At 30.6% G+C, this 6,702-nt stretch carries 7 protein-coding genes and 7 tRNA genes; all 14 read left to right on the top strand.

Annotated elements, in window-relative coordinates; all coding sequences use genetic code 11:
* Positions 1-64: 64 nt before the first annotated feature.
* Positions 65-138: transfer RNA gene (locus tag AACQ14_RS22455), tRNA-Asp, on the top strand.
* Between the two features lie 41 nt (positions 139-179).
* A tRNA-Val gene (locus tag AACQ14_RS22450) sits at positions 180-252 on the top strand.
* A 162-nt stretch (positions 253-414) separates the two neighbouring features.
* Positions 415-487: transfer RNA gene (locus AACQ14_RS22445), tRNA-Thr, on the top strand.
* Between the two features lie 6 nt (positions 488-493).
* A tRNA-Tyr gene (locus AACQ14_RS22440) sits at positions 494-575 on the top strand.
* Positions 576-611: 36 nt separating this feature from the next.
* Positions 612-688 (top strand) — tRNA-Met (locus AACQ14_RS22435).
* Between the two features lie 4 nt (positions 689-692).
* A tRNA-Phe gene (locus tag AACQ14_RS22430) sits at positions 693-768 on the top strand.
* A gap of 19 nt (positions 769-787) precedes the next feature.
* Positions 788-861 (top strand) — tRNA-Lys (locus tag AACQ14_RS22425).
* Between the two features lie 215 nt (positions 862-1,076).
* The gene (locus AACQ14_RS22420) at positions 1,077-2,501 is read left to right on the top strand and encodes an aminotransferase class I/II-fold pyridoxal phosphate-dependent enzyme (RefSeq protein ID WP_339365785.1); all 1,425 of its coding nucleotides are present in this window, start codon (positions 1,077-1,079) and stop codon (positions 2,499-2,501) included.
* A gap of 1 nt (position 2,502) precedes the next feature.
* A complete protein-coding gene (gene tmk / locus AACQ14_RS22415; RefSeq protein WP_339365784.1) occupies positions 2,503-3,144 on the top strand; it encodes a dTMP kinase in 642 nt (213 codons plus the stop codon).
* A gap of 167 nt (positions 3,145-3,311) precedes the next feature.
* Positions 3,312-3,641: a cyclic-di-AMP receptor gene (locus AACQ14_RS22410; RefSeq protein ID WP_113672985.1), complete on the top strand. Its 330-nt coding sequence runs from the start codon at positions 3,312-3,314 to the stop codon at positions 3,639-3,641.
* 56 nt (positions 3,642-3,697) lie between these two features.
* Entirely contained in the window at positions 3,698-4,141 is a 444-nt protein-coding gene (locus AACQ14_RS22405) for a YaaR family protein (RefSeq protein WP_423248005.1), read from the top strand.
* Positions 4,142-4,443: 302 nt separating this feature from the next.
* On the top strand, positions 4,444-5,433 hold the full coding sequence (locus tag AACQ14_RS22400) for a DNA polymerase III subunit (protein WP_339365783.1): 990 nt from the start codon (positions 4,444-4,446) through the stop codon (positions 5,431-5,433).
* Position 5,434: 1 nt separating this feature from the next.
* On the top strand, positions 5,435-6,370 hold the full coding sequence (locus tag AACQ14_RS22395; RefSeq protein WP_339365782.1) for a PSP1 domain-containing protein: 936 nt from the start codon (positions 5,435-5,437) through the stop codon (positions 6,368-6,370).
* Between the two features lie 5 nt (positions 6,371-6,375).
* A partial coding sequence (locus AACQ14_RS22390) for a methyltransferase (RefSeq protein ID WP_339365781.1) occupies positions 6,376-6,702 on the top strand: 327 nt, incomplete at its 3' end.

Here is a 6,702-nt window from a genome sequence, read left to right as displayed (position 1 = left end):
CTTTGCAGAGGTTGATAAGATAATTTGTTGTTCACAATGTGTTGTTTTGAATGTTTATAAATGTGGCCCAGTGGTTCAGTTGGTTAGAACGCCGGCCTGTCACGCCGGAGGTCGAGGGTTCGAGTCCCTTCTGGGTCGTTAGTTGTAAAACTAATAGATTTATATAATATTTATTCCCAGGGCGCATAGCTCAGCTGGGAGAGCACCTGCCTTACAAGCAGGGGGTCACAGGTTCGAGCCCTGTTGCGCCCACTAAATCAAATTCCTTTACAATAAGTTAGGAATTTTATATAGCACGGTAACGTGCATAAAGCAAATAATCCATTAGTATTTACATATATTATAAAGATTATAATAGAATAATTTTTATAAAAATAACAAAAAATATTATAAAGTGGATGAAAATAAATATGTGCCGACGTGGCTCAATTGGCAGAGCAGCTGACTTGTAATCAGCAGGTTATCGGTTCAAGTCCGATCGTCGGCTTGCAATGGAGGGGTTCCCGAGTGGCCAAAGGGGGCAGACTGTAAATCTGTTGGCTCCGCCTTCGAAGGTTCGAATCCTTCTCCCTCCACTGAATTAATAGTAACATATTTACTATTAATAATAACGCGGAGTGGAGCAGTCTGGTAGCTCGTCGGGCTCATAACCCGAAGGTCAGAGGTTCAAATCCTTTCTCCGCAACCAATATGCCCAGATAGCTCAGTCGGTAGAGCAGAGGACTGAAAATCCTCGTGTCGGTGGTTCGATTCCGCCTCTGGGCACCATAAAAACTTTATAAAATTTGGGCCACTAGCTCAGTCGGCTAGAGCACTGGACTTTTAATCCAGGTGTCCCGGGTTCGAGTCCCGGGTGGCTCACTTAAAAAATCGTCTATATTTATAGGCGATTTTTTAGTATAATAAAATAGTCTAATATAATATAAGAACAACTACGATAACAATAAAATAAATGTTATCAACAGATTATTTATAAAAAACTTAAAACTGTTAACAATTTTATATAAAATTCATCTTTTCTGTTGATAAATATAATTAGAATAAAAATCCTTTACTGAATGAATAGGAGAATTTGAATGGAAAAAAAAACACTCTATAATCACCTTATTAAATATAAGAAAAAAATTTATCCTTTTCATATGCCAGGACATAAATTAGGGAAAAAATTTAATTTAAAAAATATAGCTAAGATAGATGTAACAGAAGTAAGAGGAACAGACAATCTGCATGACCCTTCTGGTATAATATATGAAGCCCAATTAAAAGCAGCAGAGACTTTTGGTGCAGATAAAACTTATTTCTTAGTTAATGGTAGTACTGGAGGTATTATTTCTGCTATAACTTCCATATGTAAAGAAAAAGACCAAGTATTAATTGCTAGGAATAGCCATAAATCAGTTTATAATGCTATATTAATAAATAATTTGGTACCCATATATATTTATCCCAAAGTATTAGATAACGGTCTAATCGGAGGAATTAATCCAACTGAGATTGAAGAAAAAATAAAGAATAACCCTCATATTAAGATGATAATTATTACAAGTCCTACTTATGAAGGTTATGTATCCAACATAGCCGCAATATCAAAAATAACCCATAAATATAATAAGATATTAATGGTTGATGAAGCACATGGTTCACATTTTAGATTCCACAACTATTTTCCAGAGACTTCATTACAACAAGGTGCAGATATAGTTATTCAGAGTGCCCATAAAACCCTACCATCAATTACTCAGACTGCTATGCTGCATATTAAGAATGATAGGATAGATACTAATAGATTACAAAATGCTCTATCTATCTTCCAGACCAGTAGCCCCTCATATGTATTAATGACTAGTCTAGATAACTGCAGAAATATAATTGACACAAGAGGCAATAAATTATTTAGTTCATATGTCAAATACTTAAAGAATTGCAGGCATAGATTAAAGGCTCAATTAAAAAATTTACAGCTTATTGATAATGAAATAATTGGCAGCAAGGAAATAGCAGCTATGGATTACTCCAAAATAGTTATAGATTGTACACATGCCGATATTACAGGGACACAACTTGATGAAATACTCCGTGACAAATATAATATACAAGTAGAGTTAAGTGGTATTAATCATATTATTGCAATGACTTCAATATGCGATAGTAAATATGGGTTTAAAAAATTAGTGAAATCACTCACAGAAATAGATAGTAAGTTAAGAAAAAAGCAAATAAACGGTAATAAATATGATATAATAAATAATGCCCGAATACATTATACCCCAAAGGATGCTTTTAATAAAAACAAGGTTGAAATAAAATTAGAAAATGCTGTGAATAAGATATCAGGGGATTTTATTATACCTTTTCCACCAGGAATACCTTTAATTGTTCCAGGAGAAATAATCATAGAAGACAATATCAATCTAATCAACAAATATCTGGAATTGGGTATAGAAATAATGGGGCTATGTAATAAGGAATTTAGAACAATTAATATAATTGAAGAGGTGTAAAATGAAAGGATTATTTATTAGCATAGAAGGAGCAGATGGCTCAGGTAAATCAACTCAGATAGATAAGTTAAAAAGTTATTTGGAAAATCATAATTATGAATTTGTATTTACAAGAGAACCAGGTGGTACAGTTATAAGTGAATCTATAAGAGATATAATATTGAATAAGGATTTTATGGAGATGTCAGATATGACAGAGACACTTTTATATGCTGCTTCAAGAGCACAGCACGTTGAGCAATATATAAAACCATTATTGGATGAGGGCAAAATAGTTATATGTGATAGATTTGTAGATTCATCAGTAGTGTATCAAGGACATGCTAGAGGTCTAGGTATAGATAACGTAGAACAAATCAATAAATATGCAACAGGTGGGTTAGAACCAGATATAACGATTCTATTAGACATTGATGCTGAAGAAGGATTGAAGCGTAAAAAGGATCAAAGAGAATTAGACAGATTGGAATTACAAAAATTTGATTTTCATAAAAATGTTAGCGAAGGTTATAGAAAATTAGCTGAACTTCATTCTGATAGAATTAAAAAAATCGATGCATCAGAATCTGTAGAAAATATCCATAGGGAAATAATAAATACTATTGAACACATTATCAATAATAGGTATAATTATAATAAATAAATATCTAAAAAATATTAATTGATTATAAAAGAGTTATTATAATATCTCCATATTCTAAACAAAAATCTATATTTATCCGATATTAATCATATAATATAATAAATTAATAGCCTATAGATTGTTTATTCATTTTATCTTATAAAAATTAAATTTTTAGGAGTGATACTATGAAATTAATCATAGCAGTAATTCATGATGAAGACTCTCACAGATTAACTGAAGGACTTAATAAAGCAGGATTTATGGCTACTAAATTAGCTAGTACAGGCGGTTTCTTAAAAACTGGCAATACTACAATACTCATAGGTGTGCCAAAAGAAAAAGTTGACGAAGTAATAGAGATTATAAAAAAAGAGTGTAAAACCAATAAACAAATGTCACTACTGAATCCACCAGTAGCTGGTATGCCAGATGGATATTTACCATATCCAATTGAAGTAACAGTTGGAGGAGCAACAGTATTTGTCATTGATGTAGACCAATATTACAAATTATAAAAGTTTATAAATAACTGATACAAAAGATAAATAATTTCTAGATGGGGGATATTGCTATGGATTTAAAAGTAAATACCGTGAAAATGCCAGATATGAATGATAATATTAATAGGATTGATAATAATAACAATAAAGAATTCAAATTTACATTACTTAGCAAAATAGATGAATCATCACTACAAGAAAAGTTGAATATGATGATTAATGACATAACAGAGCAAGGTAAGAAAATTGCTAAGCATATGGATGTAAAAGATATGAAAAAATATAGAGAATTAATCAAAGACTTTGTTAATGAAGTAGTAACCCACTCTCACAAATTCTCAAGAGAAAATTTTCTAGACAGACGTGGAAGGCATAGAGTATACGGTATAGTCAAATTAGTGGATAGAAATCTGGATGATCTAGCAAAAGAATTAATTCAGGAAGAAAAAAATAATCTTAATATACTAGGACATGTAGATGAGATAAGGGGACTATTATTAGATATAATGACATGATAAATATATTTTTATCCATAAACTAATTTGGGGTTTTATCCTATAAAAATAAAAGAGTTGTCTCATAAACATTTTTGTTGGTTATTCTTAAGGTCTATTAACATAAAATGTATATTGAGACAGCTTTTTTAATTTATCATATTGGGGATAACTTTTTTAAATAAATGAGATTATGTTAATAATAATAGATAAACCCATAAAATATAGACTAATTATAAAAAATCCTATAAATTATGTTCTAAAACAGTGTATAATAATATTTAGAGATGAATTTAAGATAGTTTATCAGGAAGGGAATATAAATGTATACTTTTGATGAAATAGTTGGGCATAATGAAATAATAAAACACTTACAAAGTGCTATCAAGACTAATAAAATATCCCATGCATATATAATTGATGGTGAAAAGGGAATTGGCAAGAAACTTATTGCTAATACTTTTGCTAAAACACTTCAATGCCAGAAAAAAGGAATTTCACCATGTGATGAATGTATATCTTGTCGGACTTTTGATTCATTGAACAATCCAGATGTAATATATGTAGAACAGACCAAAAAAACAGGTATTGGTGTTGATGATATAAGGGAACAGATTAATCAAGATATAAATATTAAGCCTTATCAGCATTCCTATAAAATCTATATTGTGGATAATGCAGATACTATGACAGAGCAGGCACAGAATGCTTTATTGAAGACAATTGAAGAGCCACCTTCATATGTGGTAATACTTTTACTATCTAATAATATAAATAAATTTTTAATTACGATATTATCAAGATGTGTTGTTTTAAAATTAAAACCTATTATGCCTGATAAAGTTATGAATTATGTCATAGAAGAACTGGAAATATCAGATTATAGAAGTGAGTTAATAACTTCTTTTGCTCAGGGGATAATAGGTAAAGCGAAAGAATTAGCATCATCTACAGAATTTTTTGATATGAGAGAAAGTATGATAAAGATTGTAGATAGTATAATTAATGGTGATGATTACCAACTATTAGAAGTAAGTCAGAAATTTGAGGATTATAAAGATGATATAGAGGATTTTCTAGATTTACTTATGACTTGGTTCAGAGATTTGCTCATTGTAAAAAAGATAAATGATGAGATGTATATAATTAATAGAGATAAATATAGAACGCTGTTGAAACAAGCACAGGTTTTATCGTATAATAGAATAAGTATAATGATTGAGAATATTAATAAAGCTAAAAATTTATTGAAACAAAATGCAAATTTCAGATTAGTTATAGAGATGATGATATTACAAACAAAGGAGAATTAATATGATAAAAGTAATCGGCGTCAGGTTCAGGAAGGCAGGTAAGATATATTATTTTGATCCTAATAACTTAGATATAAAACAGGGACAAAATGTCATCGTAGAGACAGTTAGAGGTATAGAATATGGGCATGTTGTAATAGGAATCAAGGAAGTGACTGATGATGAAATAATACAGCCACTAAAAAGCGTTATAAGGATTACAACACCAGAGGACGATAAAAAGGAAGAAAAGAATAGGTCAAAAGAAAAAGAAGCTTTTGATATCTGTGTCAAGAAAATCAGCAAACATGGTTTAGGGATGAAACTCATTGATGTAGAGTATACTTTTGATAATAATAAAGTATTATTCTATTTTACAGCTGATGGCAGAATTGATTTCAGAGAATTAGTTAAAGATTTGGCTGCAATATTTAAAACAAGAATAGAATTAAGGCAAATCGGTGTTAGAGATGAGACAAAGATGATAGGTAGTATCGGTATCTGTGGAAGACCTCTTTGCTGCCATACACATCTATGTGAATTTCAGCCAGTATCAATAAAAATGGCTAAAGAGCAGAATTTATCTCTCAATCCAACTAAGATATCTGGAGTTTGTGGAAGGTTGATGTGCTGCCTTAAATACGAAGAGTCAACATATGAATATCTTAATAAACACTTACCAAATGTGGGAGATAAGGTAATCACACCAGAGGGACAAAAAGGAGAAGTACTTAGTGTAAATGTTCTTAGACAGCTAGTAAGATTGGTTGTTAGAAAAGATGATGGAGATCCAGAAATATTACAATATAAAGCAAATGAATTAAAGTTTAAAGTTGGTAAACCTTGTAAAAAATGTACTAATGCTAATATTAATGAAGTTATTTCAGAGGAAGAAGAAAAAGAATTAAAAGAATTACAGAATCTAGAACGTAAAGAAGGTAAAATGAAGAGAGAGTAGATATAATGGAACTTAAAAAAGGCGAAAGAATAGATGAGCTTCATAGAAATGGATATAGGATAATACAAAATACTGGTAAGTTCTGCTTTGGAATAGATGCTGTACTATTGACTGGTTTTGCAGTTATTAAAGAAAAAGAAACAGTTCTTGACTTGGGTACTGGTACAGGAATTATTCCAATACTATTGGAAGCAAAAACAAAAGGTAATCATTTTACTGGGCTGGAGATTCAAGAAGAAAGTGTAGAAATGGCAGATAGAAGTGTTAAACTTAACTGTTTGGAAGATAAAATATCCATAGTAAAAGGTGATATAAAGGAAGCAGTGAAGCTG

Source organism: Vallitalea maricola, assembly GCF_036985595.1.
Classification (GTDB): domain Bacteria; phylum Bacillota; class Clostridia; order Lachnospirales; family Vallitaleaceae; genus Vallitalea; species Vallitalea maricola.
Note: the sequence above shows the minus strand (reverse complement) of the source record. Positions and strands in the feature narration are given on the sequence as shown.